This is a genomic window from Variovorax sp. PBL-E5, assembly GCF_901827185.1.
In the GTDB taxonomy this organism is placed as follows: domain Bacteria; phylum Pseudomonadota; class Gammaproteobacteria; order Burkholderiales; family Burkholderiaceae_C; genus Variovorax.
Map to the genome: position 1 here is coordinate 4,429,473 of NZ_LR594671.1, position 24,684 is coordinate 4,454,156.

The window sequence follows — 24,684 nt, forward strand, 5'->3', positions numbered from 1 at the left end:
GGTGACTTACAAAATATAGCATCGGCATGCTGCTCCCAAGCGATCCTCCTTCACGCTTTCAGGACTTTTGACAGCTTGGGCAGAAATAAGTGGAGCGCTGCCCCTGGCGTATCTGCCGGATCGGCGTCGCGCACACGCGGCAGGGCTCCCCGGCCCGCCCGTAGACCGTGGCCTCCAGCTGGAAGTATCCGCTTTGTCCGTCGACGTTCGAGAAGTCGCGCAGCGTGCTGCCGCCGCGCTCGACGGCGCGGGCCAGGACGTCGCGCACGGCCGCATGCAGGCGCGCGGCCCGCGGCCGGCTGATGCGCGACGCCGACATGGTGGGCCGGATGCCCGCCAGAAAAAGCGCCTCCGAGGCATAGATGTTGCCCACCCCGACGACGACGACGCCTGCCAGCAGCACCTGCTTGATCGGCGCCCGCCGGCGCCGCAGGCCCGCATGAAAGGCATCGAAGGCGAAGGCATCGCCGAGCGGTTCCATGCCGAGGCCGCCCAGCAGTTTGACCGCTAGCGGAGCCGCCTCGTCCTCGGCATAGACCACCGCACCGAAGCGGCGGGGATCGTTCAGGCGCAGGGTGCCGCGGCTGGTCACCAGATCGAAGTGGTCGTGTGTACCCGCCTCGGGCAGCGCGGCGTCGAAGCGCAAGCTGCCCGACATGCCCAGATGCAGCAGCAACACGCCGACATCGAGATCGACCAGGAGGTATTTGCCGCGCCGGCGCACGGCCCGCACGGTGCGTCCGACCAGCGCGTCGGGCTCGATGGCCAGCGCCCAGCGCAGCGGCTTGCCCACGCGCACCGCATCGATGCGGCCGCCCGCAATGCGCTCGGCAAAACCGAGTCGGGTCACTTCAACTTCCGGGAGTTCTGGCATGGGGCGAAGGCTGACATGAAAACGCGCCAGGCCGAAGCCCCCGCGCAGTGGTCATGCAAAAGGCTTGGATTATTATGGTTCGATGACCCTATCGCCCCGCCGATCCCGCCTCGCGGCGGCCGCGTTTTCTGCCCTGATCGCGATCGCAGCGCAAGCTCAGACCGATCCGCCGCCACCTGCGGCGCCGACCAGTCCCGCGCCGCTCATCGGGCCCGCGCCCCCGCCTGGTGCGCCTGCGGTTGCCCCTCAAAGCAACGACGACAAGACGCCCGCACAGCCTTCGGCCATGACGGCCGAGATGTTTTACGAAGTTCTCGTCGGCGAGTTGACGGCGCGTTCGGGCGAACCGGGCGATGGCTTCGCGCTGCTGCTCGACGCGGCGCGCAAGGCGCGCGACGGCAAGCTCTTCCAGCGCGCGGTCGAGGTCGCGCTGCAAGCGCGCTCGGGCGATGCCGCCCTGACCGCGGTGCGCGCCTGGAAGGAGGCCATTCCCCAATCGCGCGAAGCACGGCGCTTCGAGCTGCAGATTCTGATCGCGTTGAATCGCATCGGCGAAACGACCGAGCTGCTGCGCGCGGAAGTGGCCGCCACGCCGGAGGTGGAACGCCCCTTCCTGATGGCACTGATCGCACGCAACTATGGACGCGCCACCGACAAGAAGCTCGCGGCCTCGGTCGTCGAGCAGGCGCTGTCCGACGATCTCAAGAAGCCTGGGACCGGTGGCGCGGCATGGGCAGCGGTCGGCCGGCTTCGCCTGGCGGCGGGTGATTCCTCGGGCGCGCTCGAAGCAGCCCGGCAAGGCCAGGAGATGGACCCCTCCTCGGAAGGCCCGGCCTTGCTGGCGCTCGAGCTGATCGATCCCGCGCAACCGCTGGCCGAGCCCATCGTGAAGCGCTATCTGGCCAGCCCGAAGGCGCTGCCCGAAATGAGCATGGCCTACGCGCGCGTCCTGGTCGAGGGACACCGCTATGCCGACGCCAGCGAGACGCTTTCCGCGCTCACCACGAGCCACCCCGAACTGGCCGAACCGTGGCTGCTGCTCGGCAGCCTGCAAGGCCAGGCCCGCCAGGACGCGGCCGCCGAGGCCTCGCTCAAGCGCTACCTGTCGCTCGCCAGCACGCAGCGCGACCCCGAGGCGCGCGACCGCGGCCAGACACAGGCCTATCTGCTGCTGTCCCAGCTGGCCGAGCGGCGCAAGGATTTCACGGCCGCCGACAGCTGGCTCGCGCGCATCGACAACCCGGAGGATCTGTTCGCTGCGCAGGCGCGCCGAGCGGCGCTGCTGGCGCGTCAGGGCAAGATGCCGCAAGCGCGCGAACTTGTTCGAAGCCTCCCCGAACGCACCCCGGACGAGAAGAAGCTGAAATTCCAGGCCGAGGTGCAGCTGCTGCGCGACGCCAAGCAGTACCAGGCCGCCTACGACATGCTGGTCCAGGCCGAGCTCGCCACGCCCAACGATCCGGACCTGATCTACGACCAGGCGATGATGGCCGAGAAGCTGAACCGCCTCGACGAAATGGAGCGCCTGCTGCGCCGCCTGATCGAACTCAAGCCGGACAACCAGAACGCCTACAACGCGCTCGGCTATTCCTTCGCCGATCGCAAGGTGCGTCTGGACGAAGCGCGCACGTTGATCCAGAAGGCGGTGCAGCTGGCGCCCGAGGATCCGTTCATTGCCGACAGCCTCGGCTGGGTCGAATTCCGGCTCGGCAACATGCCCGAAGCCACGCGCATCCTGGAGACCGCCTACAAGAGCCGGCCCGATCCCGAGATCGGCGCGCACCTGGGCGAAGTCCTGTGGACCGCGGGCGAGCGCGAGCGCGCGATTTCCATCTGGAAGGAAGCATCCCTGGCGGATGCCAACAACGAGACGTTGCAGGAAACGCTCAAGCGCCTGCGCGTGAAGCCTTGAGCCTGCCGGCCACCACCGACCTGTCGCGACGCGGTGCCGCGCTGCTCCTGGGTGGGTTCGTGCTCGCCGCGATCTCCGGCTGTGCCGGTCCTGCAGCCCTGCGCAAGGCCGGCATCAGCGCTGAGGAGGCATGGAGCGGCAGGCTCTCGCTGCGCGTCGACAGCGAGCCTGCGCAGACCTTCTCCGCGTCTTTCGACCTGCGCGGCGGTCCGCAAGCCGGCGAACTCACACTCACCAACCCGATCGGCAGCACCTTGGCCCGGCTCCACTGGGCCCCGGGCGAGGCGCTGCTCGAGAACGGCAGCCAGACGCGGCGTTTCGATTCAGTCGATGCATTGAGCGCGGCCGCAACCGGCGCGGCGATCCCCGTGGGCGCGCTCTTCGCCTGGCTCGCGGGCCGAAACGAAACGGTGCCCGGCTGGCGTCCGGATCTGTCGCAGGTGTCGGCCGGGCGCCTTCAGGCCACCCGCGAGTCGCCGCAGCCCCGGGCCGACCTGCGCATCGTGTTCGAGCGCGCATGAACGCGCTCTACGATCTTCCCGCGCCGGCCAAGCTCAATCTCTTTCTGCACATCACCGGCCGGCGTGCCGACGGCTACCACCTGCTGCAGTCGGTGTTCATGCTGATCGACTGGTGCGACACGCTGCACGTCGAACGACGCAGCGACGGCCTGATCACCCGCGAAGACCTGACGACACCGCTGCCCGCCGACGATCTGATCCTGCGCGCGGCGCGGGCGCTGCAGTCGGCTTCGCAAACGGCAGCAGGCGCACACATCGGCATCGCCAAGCAAGTTCCGGCACAGGCGGGGATGGGCGGCGGCTCGTCGGATGCGGCCACCTGCCTTCTCGCCCTGAATCATCTGTGGGGCCTGCATCTGCCGCTATGGAAGCTGGAGCAGATCGGCCTCGCCCTGGGCGCCGACGTGCCTTTCTTCCTGCGCGGACGCAACGCGTGGGTCGAAGGAATCGGCGAAGAAATCACGCCGATCGCCTTGCCGCCAGGACGCTTCGCCGTGGTCAAGCCGGCCGTCGGTCTCGACACGCGTCTCATTTTTGCAGCGCCTGACCTCCAGCGCGCCACACCCGCTGCTATAATCTCGGGCTTTGCTGCACACAGCGGAGCCGAAGCATCCTTTGGCTTTGATTTCGGTCATAACGACCTGCAGCCGGTTGCGCAACGGCTTTGCCCGGCAGTCACCGAAGCCATCGAATGGCTCGGTCACCAGGGGCTCGAGGCCCGCATGACCGGTTCAGGAAGTTCGGTGTTCGCAGCGATGCCGCATGACACGAACCTGGTCGAAGCGCCCTCGGGCTGGCAGGTTCGCAAGTGCAGCAACTTGGCCGTTCATCCCCTGGTGGGCTGGGCGGTCTAGACAATCAGGTCGCTTTTTTGCGATCTGGTGCGACATATATCGGTTGACGACGCAAGTCGTCGACCCGTGTAGGGGAGTCGCCAAGCTGGTTAAGGCACTGGATTTTGATTCCAGCATGCAAAGGTTCGAATCCTTTCTCCCCTGCCAAATCTTCATTCGTGAGAATATTGGCGGCTCCTTCAAGAGCCATTTCGCATTGCCGGATGCATTTTGCCGGGACGCTCATGCAGGCTCACCACCCTGATTTCATGGTTTTCACCGGCAACGCCAATCCAGGCCTTGCCGCAGAAATAGCGCAGCATCTGGGCACGTCGCTGGGCGCAGCCCGCGTCGGCCGCTTCTCCGACGGCGAAGTCACCGTCGAGATCAACCAGAACGTGCGGGCACGCGACGTGTTCGTGGTCCAGTCGACCTGCGCGCCGACCAACGAAAACCTGATGGAACTGCTCATCATGGTCGACGCGCTCAAGCGCGCTTCGGCCGAGCGCATCAGTGCCGTCATTCCCTATTACGGCTACGCCCGCCAGGACCGCCGTCCGCGCTCGAGCCGGGTCCCGATCTCGGCCAAGGTGGTGGCCAACCTGCTCGAAACGGTGGGCGTGGCCCGCGTGCTGACCATGGACCTGCACGCCGACCAGATCCAGGGCTTCTTCGACATCCCGGTCGACAACATCTATGCCTCGCCGGTCCTGCTCGGCGACCTGCGCCAGAAAAACTACGAAGACCTGATCGTGGTCTCGCCCGACGTCGGCGGCGTGGTCCGCGCGCGCGCGCTGGCCAAGCAATTGAACTGCGACCTCGCGATCATCGACAAGCGCCGTCCGCGCGCCAACGTGAGCGAAGTCATGCACGTGATCGGCGAGATCGACGGCCGCAACTGCGTGATCATGGACGACATGATCGACACCGCCGGCACGCTGGTCAAAGCCGCCGAAGTCCTCAAGGAGCGCGGCGCCAAGAAGGTGTACGCCTACTGCACGCACCCGATCTTCTCGGGTCCCGCCATCGAGCGCATCGCCCAGGGTTCGGCGCTCGACGAGGTGGTCGTCACCAACACCATTCCCCTCACCGATGGCGCGGGGGCTTGCACCAAGATTCGCCAACTCTCCGTGGCGCCGCTGATCGCCGAAACGATCCAGCGCATCGCCAAGGGAGAGTCGGTCATGAGTTTGTTCTCGGATCAGGAAACCCTGTTCTGAGCAAAGAGCCGGGCTCTGTTCGCAGGGCCCATGTCGAAACCGGAGTCGCACTGGTCGCGGTCGACTTCCACAGGAGCAGTTATGAAATTCGTCGCTTTTGAGCGCGCAAAGCAGGGCACGGGTGCGAGCCGCCGTCTCCGCATCTCGGGCAAGACGCCCGGTATCGTCTACGGTGGCGAAGGCCAGCCCCAGCTGATCGAGCTCGATCACAACGCGCTGTGGCACGCCCTCAAGAAGGAAGCCTTCCACTCGTCGATCCTCGAAATGGAACTCGCCGGCGCCACCAGCAAGGTGCTGCTGCGCGACGTGCAATACCACCCCTTCCGCCAGCTCGTGCAGCACATCGACTTCCAGCGCGTCGATGCCCGCACCCGCATGACCGTCAAGGTGCCGCTGCACTACAAGGGCGAGGAAGAATCGTCGGCCGTCAAGCTCGACCACAACCTCGTGAACCACGTGATGACCGAACTCGAGGTGAGCTGCCTGCCGGCCGACCTGCCCGAGTTCATCGAGGTCGACCTGTCCGGCCTCACCAAGAACGCGACGCTGCACGTCAACGACGTCAAGCTGCCCCGCGGCGTGAAGTTCGTGAGCCACGGCAAGAACAACCCGGTGCTGGTCTCGGCCGTGCCGCCGCTGGTCGCCGAAGAAGCCGATGCCCCTGCCGAAGGCGCCGCAGCACCCGAAGCCGCTGCCGCACCGGCTGCCGGCAAGGCCGCAGCAGGCAAGGCCGCCGCTCCGGCTGCCAAGACCCCCGCTGCAAAGGCACCCGCCGCGAAGAAGTAATTCGCCAAGACCCAGCTCAGTCTCTGCCAAACGGCCCGCCCACGCGGGCCGTTCCTTCGTGAGGGCCGCCGCGCCCGCCCTGCGGAAGCGGCCGGCCCGCCCCCGGCAGGGGGGGTTGGCGGCTACACGAAGTGAGCAAGCCTGGGGGCGAGCAACAATATGATCAAGCTGTTCGTCGGCCTCGGTAATCCCGGCCCGGAATACGAAGCCACCCGGCACAACGCCGGCTTCTGGTGGGTCGATGCGCTCGCGCGCGATCTGAAGCTCGTGCTGCAACCCGAGCGCGGCTATCACGGCTTCGTCGCACGGGGCCAGGTCGGCGGCCAAACCGTGTGGCTGCTCGAACCGCAGACCTTCATGAACCTCTCCGGCAAGTCGGTCGCCGCATTGGCCCGCTTCTACAAGATCGAGCCGCAGGAGATCCTCGTCATCCACGACGAACTCGACGTGGTGCCCGGTGAGGCCAAGCTGAAGCTCGGCGGCAGCCACGCCGGCCACAACGGCCTGCGCGACATCCATGCGCAACTCGGCACCGGCGACTACTGGCGGCTGCGTCTCGGCATCGGCCATCCGGGCGTGAAATCCGAAGTCATCCACTGGGTGCTCAAGAAGCCCTTGAAGGAACAACGCGAAGCGATCGAGAATGCGATCGCCCGCACGCTGCATGCCGTGCCCGCGCTGGTGGCCGGCGAGATGGACAAGGCGACGATGCTCATCCACACGAGCAAGCCGCCGCGCCCCAAACCGCCGCGGCGCGAGCCCGGCGAAGGCGGGGCACCCGCTGCGGGTTAGCGCAAGCAGAGAAGAGAGAAGAATGGAAAGGGAGAAAAAATGAATCTGTCACACACCCGGATCGCCTTGCGGATCGCCATCCTCCTGATGGCGCCCGGCGTTCACTGCGCGGCGCACGCAGCCGACGGCGGCACCGGCACATGGCGCTGCGGCAATACCTACACCGACCAGCCCTGCAAGAACGGCAAGGTCGTCGGTCTCGACGATGCACGCGATGCGGCGCAAAAGCGCGCAGCCGATGGCACGACACGGGAAGCCCGGAGCGCGGCCGACCGGCTGGAGCGCGACCGCCTGCGACAGGAGTCCGAGCAGGCAAAGCGGCAGCCGGTCCTGATCGAGGACAGACCTGATGCCAAGCCGCGACAAGAGAGCCGCACCGGCGCCCGGAAAAGCAGGAAGGGCCAGAGCGGCGCCGACTATTTCAGCGTGCGCGCCCCGGCGTCGACAGCAAAGAAGAAGACGGCCAAAGCCGCCGGCAGGAAGAGCGCACCCCAAGGCTAGGCAGCGGGCGCAGCAGCTGGCGGCTCCTCGCCGGCGCTGCCCGTTTGTGCGGCCTTGGCCGCCTTGGCCATCGCGAGCCGCTCGAACTTCTGCCACAGGGTCTCGCGCGTCTCGACATACGCCGGGTGGGTCGGAATGCACGCGACCGGGCAGACCTGCACGCACTGCGGCTCATCGAAGTGGCCGACGCATTCGGTGCATTTGTGCGGATCGATCTCGTAGATCTCCGCACCCATGTAGATCGCGTCATTGGGGCACTCGGGCTCGCACACATCGCAGTTGATGCACTCGTCGGTGATCATGAGGGCCATGCCCGGATTATGAAGGGCCGGGCACAGTCATTGCGTCTGTCGGGTTATGCTGCGCCCCGGCCCATGAATCTCTTTCTCTTCAAGCGCTTCGTGACGCTGATCGCCACCCTGATCGGCGCTTCGATCATCGTGTTCCTCGTGCTCGAGATCCTGCCCGGCAATGCGGCGCAGATACTCATGGGGCCGGACGCATCGCCCGATGCGGTGGCCGCGCTGGCCGTCAAGCTCGGGCTCGACCAGCCGGCCTGGACCCGCTACTGGCACTGGATCGGCGGCCTCCTCACCGGCAATCTCGGCGACAGCTACGCCTACAGCTCGCCGGTGCTCGACCTCATCCTCGAACGCCTCGCACTGACCGTGCCGCTCGCGCTGCTCGCGATGGTCTTCACCACCGTGCTCGCGCTGCTGGTCGGCGTGACCGCCGCGGCGCGCCACAACAAGCTCGGCGACGTCGGCCTGATGGGCCTGACGCAGATCGGCATCGCAATCCCGAATTTCTGGTTCGCGATCCTGCTGATCCTGGTCTTTTCGGTGCAGCTCCAGTGGTTCTCGGCCGGTGGCTTCGACGGCTGGGGCGACGGCATCTTCGCGGGGCTGAAGGCGCTGCTGCTGCCCGCGCTGTCGCTCGCCGTGGTGCAGGCCGCGATCCTTGCGCGCTTCACGCGCTCGGCGGTGCTCGAAGTGATGCGCGAGGACTTCGTGCGCACCGCGCGCGCCAAGGGCGTCTCGCAGCGCGCCGTGCTCTGGCGCCACGTGCTGCGCAACGCGCTGATCCCGGTGATCACCGTGATGGGCATGCAGTTCTCGGAGCTGCTCGCGGGCACCATCGTGGTGGAGAACGTGTTCTACCTGCCCGGCCTCGGCCGGCTGATCTTCCAGGCCATCAGCAACCGCGACCTGATCGTGGTGCGCAACTGCGTGATGCTGCTGGCCGCGATGGTTGTCATCGTCAACTTTGTCGTCGATGTGCTGTACGCCGTCATCGACCCCCGCATCAAAGCCAGCGACATATGAGCGCCCTTCCCACCACGGTGCCGAGCGCAGCCGCCTTCAAGGTCCCGGGCTTCTGGCGCCGCGCGCTGCACCACCGCAGCTTCACGATCGGCGCCGTGCTCACGCTGGCGCTGTTGCTGGCAGCCGGCATCTCGCTGGTCTGGACGCCCTGGTCGCCCTACGAGATGGACATGGCCCACAAGCTGCTGCGGCCCAACGGCGCGCACTGGCTCGGCACCGACACCTATGGACGCGACGTCGCCTCGCTGCTCCTGGTCGGCGCACGCGCGTCGATCCTGGTCGGCGTGATCGCGGTCGGCATCGGCCTCACGGTCGGCACGGCCCTCGGCCTGCTCGCCGCCGCGCGGCGCGGCTGGGTCGAGGAAGCCATCATGCGCTTCGCCGATTTCTCGATGGCCTTTCCGGCGATCCTGTCGGCCATCATGCTGACGGCGGTGTTCGGCGCCGGCATCGTCAACGCGATCATCGCGATCGGCATCTACAACATCCCGACCTTCGCGCGCATCACGCGCGCATCGGCCAACGCGATCTGGTCGCGCGAGTACATCGCGGCCGCGCGTGCCTGCGGCAAGGGCCCGTTCGCGATCACGATGCAGCACGTGCTGCCCAACATCTCGGCGGTACTGATCGTGCAGATCACGATCCGCTTCGCGATCGCGATCCTGGCCGAGGCCGCGCTCTCCTACCTCGGCCTCGGCACGCAGCCGCCGCAGCCCTCCTGGGGCCGCATGCTCGCCGAGGCGCAGACCATGATGTTCCAGGCGCCGCTGCTCGCGGTGTTTCCCGGACTCGCCATTGCGCTCGCGGTGCTGGGCCTCAACCTCCTGGGCGATGGCTTGCGCGACCTGCTGGACCCGCGCCTCGCACGCGCCCGCTGAACCCCGACATGCCTCTTCTCGAAGTCACCGACCTCCATGTCCAGCTGCAGACGCAGCGCGGACCGGCCGAAGCCGTGCGCGGCATCGGCTTCACGCTCGAACGCGGCGAGACGCTGGGCATCGTCGGCGAATCCGGCTGCGGCAAGTCGGTCACGGTGCAATCGCTCATGGGCCTGCTGCCGTCGACCGCCCGGGTGACGGGCAGCATCCGCTTCGACGGCACCGAGCTCGTGGGCCGCGACGAGCGCGCCATGTGCGAGATCCGCGGCAACCGCATCGGCATGATCTTCCAGGAGCCGATGACCGCGCTCAATCCGGTGCACACGATCGCGCGGCAAGTCGGCGAGCCGCTGCGGCTGCACCGCGGCCTGTCGGCGGCCGACGCGCGAAAGGAAGCGCTGGCGCTGCTCGAACGCGTGGGCATTCCCGATGCCGCGTCGCGCCTGGACGCCTATCCGCACCAGTTCTCGGGCGGCCAGCGCCAGCGCATCGGCATCGCCATGGCGCTGGCCTGCGGCCCCGACCTGCTGATTGCCGACGAGCCGACCACCGCGCTCGATGTCACGATCCAGAAGCAGATCCTCGAACTCATCCGCGGCCTGGTCGCCGAGCGCGGCATGGCGCTGATCCTGATCTCGCACGACCTCGGCGTGATCGCGCAGAGCGTCTCGAAGATGCTGGTGATGTACGGCGGCAGCGTGGTCGAGAGTGGCCCGACCGCGGCCGTGTTCGCCGAGCGCGCCCATCCCTACACGCAAGGCCTGTTCGCGGCCCGGCCCGCGCTCGGCGCGCCGCGCGGCGTGAAGCTCGCGACCATCCGCGGCAGCGTGCCCGAGCTGGTCGACCTGCCCGCCGGCTGCCCCTTCGCGGGCCGCTGCGGCTTCACCATCGACGCCTGCCATGCCACGCGGCCGCCGGCCACGCTGCTGCCGCACGATCACCAGGTGCGCTGCATCCGGCTCGATGAGATCACTGAAGGCGTCGAGGCATGACCGATCGCTTCGACCCTGATCCGACCTCCGTTCCCTTGCTCGAGGTCACCGACCTCGTGCGCCACTACACCCTGCCGCGCGAGCGCCTGTTCGGCCCACCGCCGACCGTCAAGGCGCTCAACGGCGTGAGCTTCAGCGTGCGCCCGGGCCAGAGCCTGGGCATCGTCGGCGAGTCGGGGTCGGGCAAGTCGACCATCGCGCGGCTGGTGATGGCGCTCGATGTGCCGACCTCCGGCCGCATCCGCCTGCTCGGCCGCGACCTGAACGCCTTGCCGAAGGACGAACTGCGCCAGGCGCGGCGCGACGTGCAGATGGTGTTCCAGGACCCCTACGGCTCGCTCGACCCGCGCCAGCGCGTGGCGCGTGTGGTCGCCGAGCCGCTCGAGGCGCTGGCCGAGACCAGCCGCGCCGAACAGCGCGAGCGCGCGGCCGAATCGCTGGCCGCGGTGGGCCTGCGCAGCAGCGACCTCGACAAGTACCCGCACGAATTCTCCGGTGGCCAGCGCCAGCGCATCGCGATCGCGCGCGCGCTCATCACGCGGCCGAAGCTGATCGTGGCCGACGAGCCCGTGAGCGCGCTCGACGTCTCGGTGCAGGCCCAGGTGCTGAACCTGATGCAGGACCTGCAGCAGCAGTTCGGCATCAGCTACCTCTTGATCAGCCACGACCTCGCGGTGGTGAACCACCTGTGCGACGAGGTCTGCGTGCTGCACCGCGGCCTGGTGGTCGAGCGCGGCGCGCCGCAGCGGCTCTTCGCGCATGCCGAGCATCCCTACACGCAGGCCCTGCTCGCGGCGGTGCCCCGCGCCGAGCCCCTGTCGGCGTGAACGCGGCGGACCGGTCCTCAGCAAATGCCCGGGGACGCATCCGACCCCGCATGATGTAACGTCCTGTTCCTACTCAAACACAGCCTTTCCCTGGAGCCCTGACCATGTTGAAACGCCGCACCCTTCTGACCACCGCCGCACTGGCCACCGTGCCGCTCGCACTGCCGCACGCCGCGCTCGCGCAGGGCCGCAAGGACTCGATCGTGATCGGGATGGCGCTCGAACCGCCGGGCCTGGACCCGACCGCAGGCGCGGCGTCCGCCATCGCCGAGATCGTGCAGTACAACATCCTCGAGACGCTGACCAAGATCAACGCGGACGGCAAGGTCACGCCGCTGCTGGCCGAGAGCTGGGAGGTCTCGCCCGACCTGCGCACCTACACCTTCAAGCTGCGACGCGGCGTCAAGTTCCAGAACGGCGAGCCCTTCAATGCGCAGACCGTGAAGTTCTCCTTCGACCGCGCCGGCGGCGACAAGAGCACCAACAAGGACAAGCGCACCTTCGCCAACATGAGCACCCAGGTGGTCGATGACAACACGGTGGTGGTCATCAACAAGGAGATCGATCCCGACCTGCTGTTCCTGCTGGGCCAGGCCACCGCGGTCATCGTCGAGCCGAAGAGCGCCGACGGCAATGCCACCAAGCCGATCGGCACCGGGCCCTACAAGCTCGACAGCTGGGCCAAGGGCTCCTCGCTGGTGCTCAGCCGGTGGGAGGGCTTTCGCAGCCCGGGCACGGCGAAGATCAACAAGGTCACCTTCCGCTTCATCTCCGACCCGGCCGCCCAGGCTGCCGCCGTGCTGGCCGGCGACGTCGATGCCTTCCCGCGCATCGCGACGCGCGTCGTGCCGCAGTTCAGGAACAACCCGCAGTTCCAGGTCATCCTCAGCGGCTCGCTGGCCAAGACCATCCTGGCCATCAACAACAAGCACAAGCCGCTGGACGACGTGCGCGTGCGGCGCGCCATCCTCGCGGCGATCGACCGCAAGGCGGTGATCGAAGGCGCGGTCGACGGCTTCGGCGTGCCGATCGGCAGCCACTACGTGCCCGGCGCGACCGGCTATGTGGACACCACCGGCATCAATCCGTTCAACATCGAGAAGGCCAAGCAACTGTTGGCCGAAGCCGGCGTGAAGACGCCGCTCGAGCTCACCATGACGCTGCCGCCGCCGCCCTACGCGCGCCAGGGCGGCGAGGTGATCGCGGCGGAGCTCGCCAAGATCGGCATCAACGTCAAGGTGCAGAACGTCGAGTGGGCGCAGTGGCTGAGCAACACCTACGGCGGCCCGCACAACTACGACCTCACGATCGTCTCGCACGTCGAGCCCTTCGACCTCGGCAACTACGCCAAGGCCGACTACTACTGGGGCTACCAGTCGAAGGCCTTCGACACGGTGTACGACAAGATCAAGACCACCGGCAACGCAGCCGAGCGGGCCAAGCTGCTCGGCGATGCGCAGAAGATCCTCGCGACCGATGCCGCCAACGGCTTCCTGTTCCAGCCCCAGTGGCCCACCGTCGCCAAGAAGAACGTCAAGGGCCTCTGGAAGGACATGCCGATCTTCGTCAACGACCTGGCGGCGTTGTCGTGGGCATGAGCGCCGCGCCGGGCCGCCCCAAGCAAGCTCGCTCCCGCCTGGCGGGAAGGCGCGGAGCGCCAAGGGTGCGCCAATGACCGGCGCTCTGTACGACCTGTCGGCGCAGGAACTCGTCGCCGCCTACCGCGAAGGCAAGCTCTCTCCGGTCGAGGTCACGCGCTCGGTGCTCGACCACGTCGAGCGCTGGGAGCCGCATCTGCGCGCCACCTGGCTGCTGCGGCCGGACGCCGCGCTCGAACAGGCGCGCGCCTCCGAAGCGCGCTGGCGCCGCGGCGAGCCGGCCGGCCCGCTCGACGGTGTGCCGACCACCATCAAGGAGAACATCGCGACCCGCGGCGATCCGATGCCCTCCGGCACGGCTGCCGTCGATCTGCGGCCCGCGGCCGCCGATGCACCGCCGGCCGCGCGGCTGAAGGAAGCCGGCGCGGTGATCGTGAGCAAGACCACCATGCCCGACTACGGCATGCTGTCGTCGGGCCTGTCGAGCTTCCACACGCTGGCGCGCAATCCCTGGGACCTGGCGAAGACGCCGGGCGGATCGAGCGCCGGTGCCGGCGCCGCGGCTGCGGCCGGCTATGGCCCGCTGCACATCGGCACCGACATCGGCGGATCGCTGCGGCTGCCGGCCGGCTGGTGCGGGATCTTCACGCTCAAGCCCAGCCTCGGCCGCATCCCGATCGACCCGCCCTACATGGGCCGCGCCGCCGGGCCGATGACGCGCACCGTGGGCGATGCCGCATTGATGATGCAGGTGCTGGCGCAGCCCGACGCGCGCGACAGCATGAGCCTGCCCGCGCAGGACATCGCGTGGTCGTCCTTCGATGTCGCGGCCGACCACCTGCGCGGCCTTCGCATCGGCCTCTTGCTCGACGCCGGCTGCGGCCTCGCGGTCGAGCCCGAGATCCGCGCGGCCGTCGAGCAGGCGGCGCGCCTCTTCGAGCGCGCCGGCGCCATCGTCGAGCCGATGCAGCCTTTCATGTCGCAGGCGATGCTCGACGGCATGGACCACCTGTGGCGCATGCGCTCGCGGGTCGACATGAATGCGCTCAGGCCCGAGCAACGCGCCAAGGTGCTGCCCTACATCCGCGAATGGGCCGACAGCGCGGAGCGCTTCAGCGGCGAGCACGTGTTCCGCGCCTTCAGCCAGTTCCACACGACGCGCGTCGCGACGGTGGCCGCCTGCGCGGCATACGACTACGTGATCTCGCCGACCGCGCCCAATCCGCCCGCCGCAGCCGAAGCGCCCTCGCCCACCAACGACCCGCTGCGGCCGCTCGAACACATCGGCTTCACCGTGCCGTACAACATGTCCGAGCAGCCGGCGTCGTCGATCAATTGCGGCTACACCGCCAGCGGCCTGCCGATCGGGCTGCAGATCGCGGGGCAGCGCTTCGACGATCTCGGCGTGCTCAAGGTCTCGCGCGCCTTCGAGCTGATCCGCGAAACGCAGCGGCCCTGGCCGCAGCCGCCGCGCAGCTGAGTCCGGCCCGGGCCGCCCGCCGCGCGGCCCGGTGCCTCAGGCTTGCGGCCTCGCGGTCATCGCATCGAGGGCCCGCAGGAACTGCTGCATCTTGTCCTCGAAGACGGCACAGGCCGCGACCCGCACGAGCCCAGGATGATCAGTCCACAGCGCCAGGATGCGCGCCGCGATGCGCGAGGACTCCTCGGCCGTCTCCGACCTCACCGCGTCGCCGACGAAGTGCGCGGGCGCGCCTTCCATGAAGATGACGCCGTCGTAGCGCTGCAGTTCGAGCGCCTGCGAACTGCCCACCGTGCGCCAGAAGTCCTGCGCGCCTTCGGGCCAGTAGGCGGCTGCATCGAGCGTGCCACGATCGGTGAGCACGATGTCGCAACGCCGCGCAGCGGACTCGCGCCGCAATTGCTCGGCATGGATGCGCAGCTGCAAGGCCCGGCGTTCGGCGGCCGGCATGCCGTCCTGGCAGACCGGCTGCTCGCGCAGCAGATCCGCGGCCACTTCGGTCACGACATCGATCCGTGCAGGATCGCGCAGCCGCGCTCGCTGGACCGCCGTCGTCTTGCCGCTGCACGAGCCGCCGGTGACCGCGATCCGCATCATGCGCTGACGCGTCGCAACGCATCGGCCAGCTCGCCGGCCGCGAGCGCGTCGCGACAGGCAGCGAGCCATGCGTCCACGTCCGCCGCGGTGTGGGACAGCGACAGGTAGTTCATGTGATTCGGCAGCCAGACCATCCGGCGCTCGAGCAGCGCATGGCTGAAGCGCCTGGACAGTTCCGCTGCCGCGAGCCGGTCGCCGGAGATGAAATCGACGTGCGGCATTGCCGGCCATCGGTACGGCATCGCCTTCACGGCAAACGACACGCCCACCGCTGCAGCCACGCGATTGAAGCCTTCGATCATCCGCGTGCCGAGGCCGGCCAGGCGACCTGCGAAGTCCGGCGCCGAACGCAGCACGTCGAGGGTCGCGAGCGCCGCGGCGATCGAGCAGGCTTCACCGTTGTAGGTGCCCTTGATCCGGCACTCGGCGGTATGCCGCAGCACCGGCTCGGCCGCCAGCACGGCCGACAGCGGAAAGCCGTTGCCCAGCGCCTTGCCCACCACCGTGAGGTCCGCGGCCACGCCCAGCAGCGCCTGCGCGCCGCCGAGTCCCAGGCGCAGCGAGGTCTTGGTCTCGTCGAAGATCAGGAGCGCGCCCAGCCGGCGTGCCGCCTGCAGACAGGCCATGGCCGACGCCTGCAGCGGCTCGCGCAGCTGCACCGGATCGATCACGATCGCGGCCACGCCGCGTCGATCCTGCCGCGCCATGTCGAACAAGGCATCGAGGTCACACCCATCCCAGGGCCAGACGTCCTGCGCGACCGCCGCGGGCACACCCGGCACGCGTTCGAACGGCTGCGCGCCGGCATCATGGTCGTGGTCGTGCCATTTGCGATGCGGCGCGATCGAGGCATCGTGCCAGCCGGTGAAGCCCGAGCGCACGATGCGATCGCGGCCGGTGAAGGCGCGCGCGAGCCGGATGGCGGCACTGACGGCCTCGGACCCCGTCTTGAAGAACAGGCAGCCATCGGCGTGCGGAAAGAACGAAACCAGCGCCTCCTGCAAGCTGTCGACACAAGGCGGCGCGTAAGGAAAGAGCACGCCGCGCGCCATCTGCTCGGCGACGGCTGCGTTGACCCGCGCATCCGCATGGCCGAGCAGGATCGGGCCGTAGCTGCAGGTGAAATCCAGGTAGCCGTTGCCCGATTCGTCGAACAGCGTCGCGCCCGCGCCGCGCACGAAGCGGATGCCTTCCAGCTTCTTGACGTTGTCCGGCATCAGCCTGCACTGGCAGTGACGCCGGCCCGCTCGACGATGGCATCCAGCACGGTGTAGACCGGCACGGCCTCGCGCAGCGTCGGCGACGATGCGGGCCCGCCGGCCACGGCGGAGAGAAAGCACTGCAACTCGTGCACATAGCCTGCCAGGTCGAGCGCGTCGTCGAGCGCGCCCGGCTGCCATGCGGCCGCGGTATCGCGCGCCTCGCCGGGCGACACGATGCGCAGTGCGCTGAAATTCTCCGTGCGGATGGCATCGCCGCCGTCGCCGAAGACCGAGAGATCCAGGCCGAAGCGGGGCGCGCCGTTCGTCATCTGGAGCCGGGTGCGCAGGCCGGCGGCGTGCTGCGCGTCCATCGTGATGAGCACGCCGCCGGAATCCGGATCGTGCTCGATGCGGGACTCGACATCGTGCATCGGCCCGAACAGGAAGCTCACGAGATCGATCAGGTGCGCGCCGTGCGTGAGCAGGAAGGACTTCGCGACCGATCCGGAATTCCAGCGATCCTCGCGCGGCCAGCGGGCGACATAGTTGCCGACGCACAGCGCGGGCGAGCGCAGCGGGTGGCGCGCGAGATGCTCCCGCAGCCGCCGGAAGATCGGCGCATGCCTGAAGTTGTGCCCGACCTGGGTGTGAAGGCCGAGGCGCTCCGCGAGCGCGGCATTCTCGGCGAGCACGCGATGGCTGGATGCAGGCGGTTTCTCGACGAAGACATGCACGCCCGCTTCGAGCAGGCGCCGGGTCAGGTCCTGATGCGCCGACGGGGTGGCGCAAAGGAACGCGCCATCGAGCTCGCAGCGCAGCAGCGCATCGACATCGGCCAGCGCCAGCGCGACGCGGTGCCTGCGCGCGAGCGCGGACGCCGCCGCGATGTCCGCATCGCACAGCGCGACCAGTTCGAAAGCCGGCGCATGCACTCTTTGCAATGCGGGCAGCAGGGTGTTCGTCGCATGCTCGCCGCAGCCGATGAGCGCCACCCGCAGCGGCCGCCCGCTGCGAGGATCGAGAGGCCGCGGCTCAACGGACATCCGTGCGCTCGAAGTAGGGCACGTTGCCGTAACGCGCCCGGTAGGCCGAGAACGCGCGCACGGTCGAAGCGCTCAGACTGCCTTCGGCCGCCTCCTCGATCTGCTGCAGCGTGAAGAAGTCCAGCGACCGGGTCAGCCCCGGCCGCATGATGCGCGGCGCGCCCGACACCAGGCGGCCGAGGTAGGAGACCACGTACCACGATTGCCGGTCGTGGCCCCGTTCGAGAAAGGTGATCGGCCGCACCTCGAGCAGCTTGTCGATCTCGACCGAGACCTCCGGACCGAGCTTGTCGGCGATCTCTTCCCTCAGCGCCGCGAGCAGGTCCGTGCGCAGCCCGAGCTCGCCGCCGATGCCTTCGTGGCGGTCGACCTCGTCGCGTGCCAGCTCGCCCCGGCGCTGCAGCAGCACACGGCCCTGCGCATCGAAGAGATGCGCCTCGACGGCAATGCGATGGCCGTCGAGCGAATAGTTCTCCGCGGCCAGATGCCGCTTGAGTTCGGCCAGCGTGCCGATCAAGGCCGACGCATCGCCGCCCGCAGGGGCCGCCGGCCGAAAGGCGACGGCGTACTCGGTCGAACGTTCGAGCGCATTCTTTTGCCACACCGGATAGGGCTCCCACGGATCCTTGGCGCTGCGCCGGAAGCGCGGCACCAGCGTCGCGCGCTGCGGCGTGACCCGGATCAGGTTGTACGACCAGGGCGTGGCCAGCGGCAGTTCGCGCGCGCTGGCGGCGAGGCTGCCGGCGCCCATCACGTGCAGCACCCGTCCATCGTCGGCCAGTTCGTAGAGCAGCCGCTGGGTCCGCACCTCGTGCGTGTGGCCGTGCAGCGCGAGCCCGAAACCGATCTGCGCCAGGCGCCGGGCAAAGGCGGCATCGCGGATGCGGTCGTCGCCATGGCTGTCGAGCGGATGGTGCCAGACGGCGATCTTGTTGAGCTCGCGGTAGCGCGGCGTGCGCACCAGTTGCTTGATGGCGCGGTCGAAGCCGTTCGCATGGATGCCGGCATCCTTGTCCTGCACGTGGTTCAGGTTCCAGGCCGAGTTCAGGGTCAGCACCAGCAGGCCGGCATCCTCGAGCACGTGGATGTGGAACTGGTCTTCGTACGCGAGCGGAAAGGCCACGCCCGAGACGGCCAGCTGGAATGCCGCATAGGCGGTGAAACGTTCGCGGTAGGCCACCTCGTCCGCGCGATAGCGGAAGGCGGCATTCTGCGGATCGGGAAAGAACAGGCCCGCGGCGCTGCGCCGGCTGGCCCGCTGCCGCGTCAATGCGGCCTTCGACGCCGCCCAGGACACATCGTGGTTGCCCGGCGCCACGACCATGCCGTCGTCGGGCACCTCGAACGCGGCGCGCAGTTCGCTCAGCAGGTCCAGCGCGAGCGCATATTGCGCGTCGGTCGCATGGTTGGTGACGTCGCCGCTGACGATGATGGCCCGCAGGCGCTCGCAGGCCAGGTCGTGCCTGAGGTCGACTTCCAGGGTGCCGAGCAGTCCGTCGACCTGCTCTCGCGACTCGACGTGCAGGTCGGATATGTGCAGGACATCATGGGACACCATGGCGCCGAAGTGTCTCCCGCTGCGACCTCGAAAGCAAGCGGGCCGGCCCGGGATTCAGACGAGATGCGAGGCCAGCAGCTCGCGTGCGCGCGTCACGAAATCGCTTTCGCCGCGCCGTGCCGGAAGGAAGTGGAAAGCCACGCGCGGCAGCGCTGGCAAGCCATGCGGCGGCGCCAGCCGCGCCACGCCTTCGCTGAGGGCCGACTCGTTGAGGCAGGCCACGCCCAACCCCGCGGCCAGCGCCGACTGCAGCCCCGCCACGCCCGACGCCACGTGGGCGATGGAGAAAGGCAGCTGCCGGCGACGCAGCAGCCGGACGGTGAACTGGTGCAGCGAACAGGTATCGGGCAGCACCAGGAGGCGCAGCGGCTCGCCGCGCGCGATGCGCATGCCCGTCGCGCCCATCCAGGCCAGCGACTCGCGCCGCAGCACCGCCATGCCCGGCTTCGCAGGGCCGATGCCGACGATGCGCATCGACAGCCCGACATCGAAATCGCCGCCTGCGTAGCCGGCCTCGATGGCGCCGCTCTTGAGCACGCTCACATGCAGGCGCACCCGGGGATAGTTCTCGCCGAGACGGCCCAGCAGGCGCGCCAGATCGCCGGGCCGGAAATAGTCGGTGACCGCGAGGCGGAGTTCGCCCTGCAGCGTCTCGCCGCGCAGGTCGCGCCAGGCCTCGTCGCTCATCGCCAGGATCCGCCGCGCATGCGCGATGAGCCGCGTCCCGGCGGAGGTCGGCGCCACGCCGGCCTTGCTGCGCGTGAGCAGCGGATGGCCGGCCCGCGCCTCGAGCTTGCGCATCTGCTCGCTCACCGCGGACTGCGAGAGGAAGACTTGCGGCGCCGCGGCGGTGAGGCTGCCGGCATCGACCACGGCGACGAGGGTCTTCAGCTGATCGAGATCGAATGCCTGCATGTGCTATCCATTCGTGAAACCGATGACATCCATCATATCTTCCCGCTTTTCAGATGTCTTTGGCAACCCAACAATGAAGCCACGTTCATTCATCTCCAAGGACAGCACCATGCCGCACATCGTCATCCATCTCTCCGGCCAGCCCGACGCGCAGCTCACCCGCAAGGTCGTCGACCGCGTGACCGAACTCACGCGGACCGTGCTCGACAAGAAGTTGCCGGTGATCGCGATCACCGTGCAGTACATCGCGGCCGATGCCTGGTTCGTCGGCGGCCAATCGCTGGCGGAGCTCGGCAAGTCGGCCTTCCACCTCGACATCAGCATCAGCGACGAGACCAACACCAAGGCCGAGAAGGCGCGCTACCTGCACGAGGTCTACGACGCGATGGCCGCGCTGCGCGGCAATCTGCACGAGGTGTCGTACATCCACGTGATCGACGTCCGCGCCACCGCCTACGGCTACGGCGGCCGGACGCAGGAATACCGGCACCAGCAAGCGGGCGTCTGAGCCAGCGGCGGCCGGGCGTGGCACCATGAAGGGGTTTCGAACTCCGACCCGGGAACCGCCTTGCGTTCAGCGCCCTCCGCCACCGACAGCCTCGGCAATCCGGTCACGCTCGCCGACACCGCGAGCCTGCCGCGCATCGATGATTTCGTCGAGGGCTTCATTTCCTGCGAAGCGCGCGCGGCCGAGGTGCTCGCCGCCGCCGAGGACCCGAGCCCGATCGTGCAGGCTTACTGCGCGACGCTGCACCTGTTCGCCGAATCGCGCGATGCCGTGGCCGACGCGCGGCCCTTCCTCGCGCGCGCACGCGCCGGCGCCGCGCAGGCCACCAGCCGCGAACAGCGCTACATCGCCGCCATCGAGGCCTGGGCCGAGGGCGACATCGCGCGCGCCATCGCGCTGCACCACGCGCAGGCGCGCGAGCATCCGCGCGATCTCGCCTCGCTCAAGCTGGGCCAGTACCACTGCTTCAACACCGGCGACTGCCCCGGCATGCTGCGGCTCGCGCTGGCCGCGCTGCCGGCCGCGGCCGACGTGCCCTACCTGCACGGCATGCTGGCCTTCGGCTACGAGCAATGCCACCTGATGCGCGAGGCCGAGGCCAGCGCGCGGCGTGCGATCGCGATGGAACGCAAGGAGCCCTGGGCCCATCATGCGCTGGGCCACGTGATGCTCACCGAAGGCCGCCTGAGCGAAGGCCTGGACTTCATGCAGGGCGTCAGCGACACCTGGGTCGGCCTCAACTCCTTCATGGTGACGCACAACTGGTGGCACGTGGCGCTGTTCCTGATCGACCTGGGCCGCGATGCCGAGGCGCTCGCGGTCTACGACGAACGGGTGTGGGGGGTGGTCAAGGACTATTCGCAGGACCAGATCGGCGCGGTGTCGCTGCTCGCGCGCTTCGAACTGGCGGGCATCGACGTCGGCACGCGCTGGCAGGACCTGGGCGGCTATCTGGCGCAGCGGCTCGATGACCACGTGTTGCCCTTTCTCGATCTGCAGTATCTCTACGGACTCGCGCGGGCCGGCCGGCCCGAGGCCGACATGCTGCTGCGCCACATCGACGCCTTCGCACCGCAGGCGCCGGCATCGACGCGCGCCGCATGGACGCGTGTCTGCGTGCCCGCCGCGCACGGCCTGCTCGCGCATGCGCGCGGCGACTTCGCAGCGGCAGCGGAAGGCCTGGGGATCGCGCTGCCGCGGCTGGTCGAGATCGGCGGCAGCCATGCGCAGCGCGACCTGTTCGAGCAGGTCTACCTCGATGCGCTGATCCGCATCGGCAGCGAATCGGCCCTGGCCGGGGCGCAGGGCATTCTTCAGCAGCAGGTCAACGGCCAGGCCGAATCGCTTCGCCTGCGCCGCCAGGCCGACGCGGTGCACGCGCGGCTCGGCCTGCCGGCCTTCAGCGCAGGTAGGCCTGCACCAGCGTGACCCAGAAGCTGGCGGTGCCCGGCAGGATCTCGTCGTTGAAGTCGTAGCCGGTGTTGTGCACCATGCAGCCCGGGCCGCCGCCCGGCGTGCCGTCGCCGTTGCCGACGATGAAGTAGCTGCCCGGCACGACGTTGAGCATGAACGCGAAGTCGTCGCTGGCCTGCAGCGGCGCCATGCCGGCGATCAGCGCCTTCGGCCCCATCGATTCGAGTGCCACCTGCCGCACGAACGCGGTCGCGGCCTCGTCGTTGATGCAGGGCGGCGTGCGCCATTCGTAGGCCACCTTCGCGCTCGCGCCATGCACCGCCGCCTGGGCCTGCGCCATCGCCGTGATCCGCTTGCGCAGGAAGGCCCGCACCTCGGGCCGGCGCGCGCGCACGGTGAGCTTGAGCTCGGCGCCGGCCGGAATCACGTTGGGCGCGTGGCCGGCGTGCATCGCGCCGACGGTGACGACGGCCATGTCGTTCGGATCGACCTCGCGCGAGACCAGCGTCTGCAGCGCCAGGATCAGGTGCGCCGCGACCATGATCGGATCGACCGTGGTGTGCGGCATCGCGCCATGGCCGCCCTTGCCTTCGATGGTGATGACCGCGGTGTCCGAGGAGCTGTAGATCGGCCCCGGCAGAAAGCCGAATTGCCCCGCGGGAAAGCCCGGCTCGTTGTGGAAGGCATAGATCGCGTCGCAGGGGAAGCGCTCGAACAGGCCGTCGTCGACCATCTTCTGCGCGCCCTGCAGGCCTTCCTCGGCCGGCTGGAAGATCAGGTTCAGCGTGCCGTCGAAGCCTTTGGCAGCGGCCAGCACCTGCGCGGCCGCGAGCAGGGTCGCGGTGTGGCCGTCGTGGCCGCAGGCATGCATGCGGCCCGGCCGCCGGCTGGCCCAGCCAAGCCCGGTGGTCTCGGTCATCGGCAAGGCATCCATGTCGGCGCGCAGGCCCAGCCGCCGGGTGCCGCTGCCGAGCTTGAGCGTGCCGACCACGCCGGTGCCGCCCAGGCCGCGGTGCACCGCATAGCCCCAGCGCGCAAGGCGTTCGGCCACCAGCGCACCGGTCTCGAACTCCTCGTAGCCGAGCTCGGGGTTGGCATGGATCCGGCGGCGCAGCCCGATCATCTCCTCGGTGGAAGCCTGGATGCCGGGATGCACGGGAACGGGAATCATGGGATCGTATTTTCCACGCCAATAATGGCGGCTGCTGCAATGGCCTCGAAATTGCTTCGTGAAAAGAGACTGCCAGCGATGGCGCCCCGACAATGACCGACCCCACCACGCCCTCCCCGATCCCCCACCTCACGCGGCGCCAGCTCGGCCTCGGCGCGCTCGCCCTGGCCGGCGGGCTCGCCACCACGCGCCATGCCCGCGCCGCCACCGGCAAGGGCACGGCCGTGCTGGCCATCGATGCCGATCCGCCGACGCTCAACCTCGGCACCACCACCGACTTCGCGGCCGGCGACGTCTCGGCCAAGATCCTCGAGGGCCTGGTCTGGCTCGACCCGCAGTACGAGCCCCGGCCTTCGCTCGCCACCCAGTGGACCGTCTCGCCCGACGGCAAGAACTACCGCTTCACGCTGCGCAAGGGCGTCAAGTGGCACGACGGCCGAGACTTCACGAGCGCCGACGTCAAGTACACGCTGCTGGAGATCGTGGGCAAGCTGCATCCGCGCGCGGCGCCGGTGTTCAAGAGCCTGGGCATCGAGGTCGACACGCCCGACCCGGGCACCGTGGTGATCCGCCTGCAGAAGGCCTATGCGCCTTTCCTGTCGCAGATGACGGTGTTCGATGCGCCGATCCTGCCGCGCCACGTCTACGAGGGCAGCAACGTCGGCACCAATCCGGCGAACCAGAAGCCGGTGGGCACCGGGCCCTTCAAGTTCGCCGAATGGAAACGCGGCGCCAGCATCCGGCTCGTGCGCAACGATCAGTACTGGGACGGCGACAAGCCCTACCTCGAATCCATCATCTTCCAGATCATCCCGCAGGCCGCCAACCGCGTGCCCGCATTGCAGACCGGCGAGGTCGACGAGCTGCTCGACTTCTACACGCCCAAGCCCGAGGTGCCGCGCATCCTGGCCGACAAGAACCTGAATCCGCGCCGCGGCGTGAACATCCCGGCGCTCTACTTCCTGATGTTCAACACGCAGTTGCCGCTGTTCGCGAAGAAGGAAGCGCGCCACGCACTGGCCTTCGCGATCGACCGCCAGCGGCTGGTCAAGCAAGTGATGAACGGCATCGCGCGGCCCGGCGCGGGTGCCTTCGGCGACGGCTTCAAGTGGCTCTTCAACGACGAGGTCGCCTACGCGAAGAAATACCCGCTCGATCCCGCGCGCGCCAAGGCGCTGCTCGAGAAGGCCGGCTTCAAGCCCGGCGGCGCCGCGGTGCGCATGCCCTTCGACGCCAGCCGCGCGCAGATGCGTTCGTTGTCGCAGATCATCCAGGACAACCTGCGCCAGATCGGCCTCGAGGTGAAGCTCGAACCGCTCGAGCGTTCGGTGTACTACGACCGCGTGTTCGCCAAGCGCGATTTCGAGCTGACGCTGGCCTCGTATTTCTCGGCGGGCGATCCGGCCATCGGCTACACGCGTCTGTACACCACCTACACCGGCACTGCGCCCAACACCAACGCGAGCGGCTACTCGAATCCCAAGGTCGATGCGCTGCTCGGCCAGGCCGCGACGGCCACCGAGCGCGCCGAACGCGCGAAGCTCTACAAGGAGCTGCAGGTGATCCTCAACGAAGACCTTCCCTCGTTGATCCTGTACGACGAAGAGACCGTGGACACGGCGACGAAGAAGCTCACGGGCATGTTCCCTGCGCTCGATGCGCGCGATCAGTGGGCCGGCGTGCGGCGCACGGACTGATGGCCTCCACGCTCCGCACTTCGTGTCGTCGCTGCCCCCCG

24 protein-coding genes and 1 tRNA gene are annotated in these 24,684 nt (G+C 68.6%); 17 read left to right on the forward strand and 8 right to left on the reverse strand.

What is annotated here, in order from left to right; genetic code table 11:
• Positions 1 to 58 precede the first annotated feature (58 nt).
• Positions 59 to 874 carry a bifunctional DNA-formamidopyrimidine glycosylase/DNA-(apurinic or apyrimidinic site) lyase gene (gene mutM, locus WDLP6_RS21585; protein WP_162593999.1) on the reverse strand — a complete coding sequence of 272 codons (816 nt, stop codon included), beginning with the start codon at positions 872 to 874 and terminating at the stop codon, positions 59 to 61.
• Between the two features lie 82 nt (positions 875 to 956).
• On the opposite strand from mutM, the gene WDLP6_RS21590 reads away from it, so the two are divergent.
• The 8 genes from WDLP6_RS21590 (at position 957) to WDLP6_RS21625 (ending at position 7,439) form a co-directional block, all read left to right on the forward strand.
• Positions 957 to 2,786: a tetratricopeptide repeat protein gene (locus WDLP6_RS21590; protein WP_162594000.1), complete on the forward strand. Its 1,830-nt coding sequence runs from the start codon at positions 957 to 959 to the stop codon at positions 2,784 to 2,786.
• On the forward strand, positions 2,783 to 3,307 hold the full coding sequence (locus WDLP6_RS21595) for a lipoprotein insertase outer membrane protein LolB (RefSeq protein WP_162594001.1): 525 nt from the start codon (positions 2,783 to 2,785) through the stop codon (positions 3,305 to 3,307). The genes WDLP6_RS21590 and WDLP6_RS21595 overlap by 4 nt, the downstream gene beginning before the upstream one ends.
• Positions 3,304 to 4,161 (forward strand): 4-(cytidine 5'-diphospho)-2-C-methyl-D-erythritol kinase, encoded by an 858-nt coding sequence (gene ispE, locus WDLP6_RS21600; RefSeq protein ID WP_162594002.1) that lies wholly within the window; start codon positions 3,304 to 3,306, stop codon positions 4,159 to 4,161. Before WDLP6_RS21595 ends, ispE begins: the two co-directional genes overlap by 4 nt.
• Positions 4,162 to 4,231: 70 nt before the next feature.
• Positions 4,232 to 4,308, forward strand: a tRNA-Gln gene (locus tag WDLP6_RS21605).
• Between the two features lie 77 nt (positions 4,309 to 4,385).
• Positions 4,386 to 5,360, forward strand: coding sequence for a ribose-phosphate pyrophosphokinase (locus WDLP6_RS21610; protein WP_162569233.1), 975 nt, complete (start codon positions 4,386 to 4,388; stop codon positions 5,358 to 5,360).
• Between the two features lie 81 nt (positions 5,361 to 5,441).
• A complete protein-coding gene (locus WDLP6_RS21615; RefSeq protein WP_162569234.1) occupies positions 5,442 to 6,146 on the forward strand; it encodes a 50S ribosomal protein L25/general stress protein Ctc in 705 nt (234 codons plus the stop codon).
• 159 nt (positions 6,147 to 6,305) lie between these two features.
• Entirely contained in the window at positions 6,306 to 6,938 is a 633-nt protein-coding gene (pth, locus tag WDLP6_RS21620) for an aminoacyl-tRNA hydrolase (protein ID WP_162594003.1), read from the forward strand.
• Between the two features lie 66 nt (positions 6,939 to 7,004).
• The gene (locus WDLP6_RS21625) at positions 7,005 to 7,439 is read left to right on the forward strand and encodes a hypothetical protein (protein WP_162569236.1); all 435 of its coding nucleotides are present in this window, start codon (positions 7,005 to 7,007) and stop codon (positions 7,437 to 7,439) included.
• Here the strand turns inward: WDLP6_RS21625 and WDLP6_RS21630 are convergent.
• The gene (locus WDLP6_RS21630; protein ID WP_162594004.1) at positions 7,436 to 7,750 is read right to left on the reverse strand and encodes a YfhL family 4Fe-4S dicluster ferredoxin; all 315 of its coding nucleotides are present in this window, start codon (positions 7,748 to 7,750) and stop codon (positions 7,436 to 7,438) included. The genes WDLP6_RS21625 and WDLP6_RS21630 overlap by 4 nt on opposite strands.
• Positions 7,751 to 7,813: 63 nt before the next feature.
• Between WDLP6_RS21630 and WDLP6_RS21635 the strand changes: the two genes are divergently transcribed.
• The 6 genes from WDLP6_RS21635 (at position 7,814) to WDLP6_RS21660 (ending at position 14,539) form a co-directional block, all read left to right on the forward strand.
• Complete coding sequence (locus WDLP6_RS21635) at positions 7,814 to 8,764, forward strand: ABC transporter permease (RefSeq protein WP_162569238.1); 951 nt, start codon at positions 7,814 to 7,816, stop codon at positions 8,762 to 8,764.
• A complete protein-coding gene (locus tag WDLP6_RS21640) occupies positions 8,761 to 9,642 on the forward strand; it encodes an ABC transporter permease (protein ID WP_162594005.1) in 882 nt (293 codons plus the stop codon). The genes WDLP6_RS21635 and WDLP6_RS21640 overlap by 4 nt, the downstream gene beginning before the upstream one ends.
• Before the next feature lie 8 nt (positions 9,643 to 9,650).
• Entirely contained in the window at positions 9,651 to 10,634 is a 984-nt protein-coding gene (locus tag WDLP6_RS21645; RefSeq protein WP_162594006.1) for an ABC transporter ATP-binding protein, read from the forward strand.
• A complete protein-coding gene (locus WDLP6_RS21650) occupies positions 10,631 to 11,461 on the forward strand; it encodes an ATP-binding cassette domain-containing protein (RefSeq protein ID WP_162594007.1) in 831 nt (276 codons plus the stop codon). The genes WDLP6_RS21645 and WDLP6_RS21650 overlap by 4 nt, the downstream gene beginning before the upstream one ends.
• A gap of 104 nt (positions 11,462 to 11,565) precedes the next feature.
• Complete coding sequence (locus WDLP6_RS21655) at positions 11,566 to 13,059, forward strand: ABC transporter substrate-binding protein (RefSeq protein ID WP_162594008.1); 1,494 nt, start codon at positions 11,566 to 11,568, stop codon at positions 13,057 to 13,059.
• Positions 13,060 to 13,132: 73 nt separating this feature from the next.
• Entirely contained in the window at positions 13,133 to 14,539 is a 1,407-nt protein-coding gene (locus WDLP6_RS21660) for an amidase (RefSeq protein ID WP_162594009.1), read from the forward strand.
• A 36-nt stretch (positions 14,540 to 14,575) separates the two neighbouring features.
• Here WDLP6_RS21660 and WDLP6_RS21665 read toward each other — a convergent pair whose 3' ends face one another.
• From WDLP6_RS21665 to WDLP6_RS21685, 5 genes are read right to left on the reverse strand one after another with little or no spacing between them, the layout of a single operon-like run.
• Positions 14,576 to 15,136 (reverse strand): ATP/GTP-binding protein, encoded by a 561-nt coding sequence (locus tag WDLP6_RS21665; protein WP_162594010.1) that lies wholly within the window; start codon positions 15,134 to 15,136, stop codon positions 14,576 to 14,578.
• Entirely contained in the window at positions 15,133 to 16,353 is a 1,221-nt protein-coding gene (locus WDLP6_RS21670; protein WP_162594011.1) for an aminotransferase class III-fold pyridoxal phosphate-dependent enzyme, read from the reverse strand. Before WDLP6_RS21670 ends, WDLP6_RS21665 begins: the two co-directional genes overlap by 4 nt.
• Entirely contained in the window at positions 16,353 to 17,381 is a 1,029-nt protein-coding gene (locus tag WDLP6_RS21675) for a Gfo/Idh/MocA family protein (RefSeq protein ID WP_162594012.1), read from the reverse strand. The genes WDLP6_RS21670 and WDLP6_RS21675 overlap by 1 nt, the downstream gene beginning before the upstream one ends.
• The gene (locus WDLP6_RS21680; RefSeq protein ID WP_162594013.1) at positions 17,371 to 18,939 is read right to left on the reverse strand and encodes a metallophosphoesterase; all 1,569 of its coding nucleotides are present in this window, start codon (positions 18,937 to 18,939) and stop codon (positions 17,371 to 17,373) included. The genes WDLP6_RS21675 and WDLP6_RS21680 overlap by 11 nt, the downstream gene beginning before the upstream one ends.
• Before the next feature lie 54 nt (positions 18,940 to 18,993).
• A complete protein-coding gene (locus WDLP6_RS21685) occupies positions 18,994 to 19,854 on the reverse strand; it encodes a LysR family transcriptional regulator (protein WP_162594014.1) in 861 nt (286 codons plus the stop codon).
• A gap of 109 nt (positions 19,855 to 19,963) precedes the next feature.
• On the opposite strand from WDLP6_RS21685, the gene WDLP6_RS21690 reads away from it, so the two are divergent.
• Positions 19,964 to 20,362 carry a tautomerase family protein gene (locus WDLP6_RS21690; protein WP_162594015.1) on the forward strand — a complete coding sequence of 133 codons (399 nt, stop codon included), beginning with the start codon at positions 19,964 to 19,966 and terminating at the stop codon, positions 20,360 to 20,362.
• A 60-nt stretch (positions 20,363 to 20,422) separates the two neighbouring features.
• Positions 20,423 to 21,790, forward strand: coding sequence for a tetratricopeptide repeat protein (locus tag WDLP6_RS21695; protein WP_162594016.1), 1,368 nt, complete (start codon positions 20,423 to 20,425; stop codon positions 21,788 to 21,790).
• Here WDLP6_RS21695 and WDLP6_RS21700 read toward each other — a convergent pair.
• Positions 21,762 to 22,946 (reverse strand): M20 aminoacylase family protein, encoded by a 1,185-nt coding sequence (locus tag WDLP6_RS21700; protein WP_162594017.1) that lies wholly within the window; start codon positions 22,944 to 22,946, stop codon positions 21,762 to 21,764. The two genes, WDLP6_RS21695 and WDLP6_RS21700, sit on opposite strands and share 29 nt — an antisense overlap.
• Positions 22,947 to 23,038: 92 nt before the next feature.
• On the opposite strand from WDLP6_RS21700, the gene WDLP6_RS21705 reads away from it, so the two are divergent.
• Positions 23,039 to 24,643, forward strand: coding sequence for an ABC transporter substrate-binding protein (locus WDLP6_RS21705; protein WP_162594018.1), 1,605 nt, complete (start codon positions 23,039 to 23,041; stop codon positions 24,641 to 24,643).
• Positions 24,644 to 24,684: the final 41 nt, after the last annotated feature.

What these genes read in the sequence shown, in the direction of transcription:
- WDLP6_RS21635 (WP_162569238.1), top strand. Translation starts at nt 7,814, where the DNA reads ATGAATCTCTTTCTCTTCAAGCGCTTCGTGACGCTGATCGCCACCCTG.
- WDLP6_RS21705 (WP_162594018.1), top strand. Translation starts at nt 23,039, where the DNA reads ATGACCGACCCCACCACGCCCTCCCCGATCCCCCACCTCACGCGGCGC.
- WDLP6_RS21665 (WP_162594010.1), bottom strand. Translation starts at nt 15,136, where the DNA reads ATGATGCGGATCGCGGTCACCGGCGGCTCGTGCAGCGGCAAGACGACG.
- ispE (WP_162594002.1), top strand. Translation starts at nt 3,304, where the DNA reads ATGAACGCGCTCTACGATCTTCCCGCGCCGGCCAAGCTCAATCTCTTT.
- WDLP6_RS21690 (WP_162594015.1), top strand. Translation starts at nt 19,964, where the DNA reads ATGCCGCACATCGTCATCCATCTCTCCGGCCAGCCCGACGCGCAGCTC.
- WDLP6_RS21630 (WP_162594004.1), bottom strand. Translation starts at nt 7,750, where the DNA reads ATGGCCCTCATGATCACCGACGAGTGCATCAACTGCGATGTGTGCGAG.
- WDLP6_RS21680 (WP_162594013.1), bottom strand. Translation starts at nt 18,939, where the DNA reads ATGGTGTCCCATGATGTCCTGCACATATCCGACCTGCACGTCGAGTCG.
- WDLP6_RS21610 (WP_162569233.1), top strand. Translation starts at nt 4,386, where the DNA reads ATGCAGGCTCACCACCCTGATTTCATGGTTTTCACCGGCAACGCCAAT.
- WDLP6_RS21700 (WP_162594017.1), bottom strand. Translation starts at nt 22,946, where the DNA reads ATGATTCCCGTTCCCGTGCATCCCGGCATCCAGGCTTCCACCGAGGAG.
- mutM (WP_162593999.1), bottom strand. Translation starts at nt 874, where the DNA reads ATGCCAGAACTCCCGGAAGTTGAAGTGACCCGACTCGGTTTTGCCGAG.
- WDLP6_RS21670 (WP_162594011.1), bottom strand. Translation starts at nt 16,353, where the DNA reads ATGCCGGACAACGTCAAGAAGCTGGAAGGCATCCGCTTCGTGCGCGGC.
- WDLP6_RS21615 (WP_162569234.1), top strand. Translation starts at nt 5,442, where the DNA reads ATGAAATTCGTCGCTTTTGAGCGCGCAAAGCAGGGCACGGGTGCGAGC.
- WDLP6_RS21655 (WP_162594008.1), top strand. Translation starts at nt 11,566, where the DNA reads ATGTTGAAACGCCGCACCCTTCTGACCACCGCCGCACTGGCCACCGTG.
- pth (WP_162594003.1), top strand. Translation starts at nt 6,306, where the DNA reads ATGATCAAGCTGTTCGTCGGCCTCGGTAATCCCGGCCCGGAATACGAA.
- WDLP6_RS21675 (WP_162594012.1), bottom strand. Translation starts at nt 17,381, where the DNA reads ATGTCCGTTGAGCCGCGGCCTCTCGATCCTCGCAGCGGGCGGCCGCTG.
- WDLP6_RS21660 (WP_162594009.1), top strand. Translation starts at nt 13,133, where the DNA reads ATGACCGGCGCTCTGTACGACCTGTCGGCGCAGGAACTCGTCGCCGCC.
- WDLP6_RS21645 (WP_162594006.1), top strand. Translation starts at nt 9,651, where the DNA reads ATGCCTCTTCTCGAAGTCACCGACCTCCATGTCCAGCTGCAGACGCAG.
- WDLP6_RS21590 (WP_162594000.1), top strand. Translation starts at nt 957, where the DNA reads ATGACCCTATCGCCCCGCCGATCCCGCCTCGCGGCGGCCGCGTTTTCT.
- WDLP6_RS21650 (WP_162594007.1), top strand. Translation starts at nt 10,631, where the DNA reads ATGACCGATCGCTTCGACCCTGATCCGACCTCCGTTCCCTTGCTCGAG.
- WDLP6_RS21640 (WP_162594005.1), top strand. Translation starts at nt 8,761, where the DNA reads ATGAGCGCCCTTCCCACCACGGTGCCGAGCGCAGCCGCCTTCAAGGTC.
- WDLP6_RS21685 (WP_162594014.1), bottom strand. Translation starts at nt 19,854, where the DNA reads ATGCAGGCATTCGATCTCGATCAGCTGAAGACCCTCGTCGCCGTGGTC.